The following is a 799-nucleotide window of genomic DNA, read 5'->3' on the forward strand; positions in this document are numbered from 1 at the left end:
TGCCGACAGCGTGACCAGCGCGCTGCGCGACAGCGGCAGGTCCAGGATCTCGTGCGCCTCCAGGAAGTTCTGCTTGCCGTCCTCGTTGGCCAGCAGGATGCGCGAATACAGCGGATCGATCTGGTCGGCCTCGGCATGCGCGGCCACATGGATCAGGGGCGAGCGGCCCGCCGCCTCGCGGAACTGGGTCTTGGTGGCCGCGGCGCCCATGTAGACCTTGTTGCGCGGGAACACGGTGGCGATCTCCTTCACCTCTGCCGCGGCGCCGGGCAGCTCGTGCTGGTCGTCGATGCGCGGATTGCCGAAGGCGGTGAGTTGCGCATCGACGCGCGGCGTGCTTTGCGCCAGTTGCACGGCAATGCTCATCGACGGCGCCACCGACACCGGATGCGTCTCGATCACGTACTGGCCATTGAGCCGCAGCGCCTGGAACGGCAGGTAGTGCAGCGGCCCGTGCGGCACGATGATCAGCCGCACGCCCGGCGGCAGCCCGAGCGGGCCGAGCAGCGCGGCGCCCAGCTTGTCGGCATTGACGACGGTGGTGCGGCGCGCGCGCAGCACCTGGTTGCGGAAGCCGTCCACCAGTTCGTTCAGCTCGTCGCGCGTCTCGGCCACGCTGAAGGACTTGATCTCGGTAGAACTCACCACCCACACCTGCAGCCGGTCGGGCAGCGAGTGGAACTCGACCACGCGTTCATCGGGCTTGAGCGCGCGCTGCAGCGTGGGCAGGTCGGCGGTGGCGGTGGCCTCGTCGCTGACCCGGGCGCGACCGCGCACGGCGTCGAGCAAGGCGCGCGAA

At 69.7% G+C, this 799-nt stretch carries 1 protein-coding gene; it reads right to left on the reverse strand.

Annotated features, from left to right (window positions below):
- Nucleotides 1-799 (reverse strand): CHAT domain-containing protein (locus HB681_RS37645; RefSeq protein ID WP_213959989.1); only part of this gene is annotated, 799 nt, incomplete at both ends.

It is taken from the genome of Variovorax sp. dw_954 (genome assembly GCF_018449755.1).
GTDB lineage: Bacteria > Pseudomonadota > Gammaproteobacteria > Burkholderiales > Burkholderiaceae_C > Variovorax.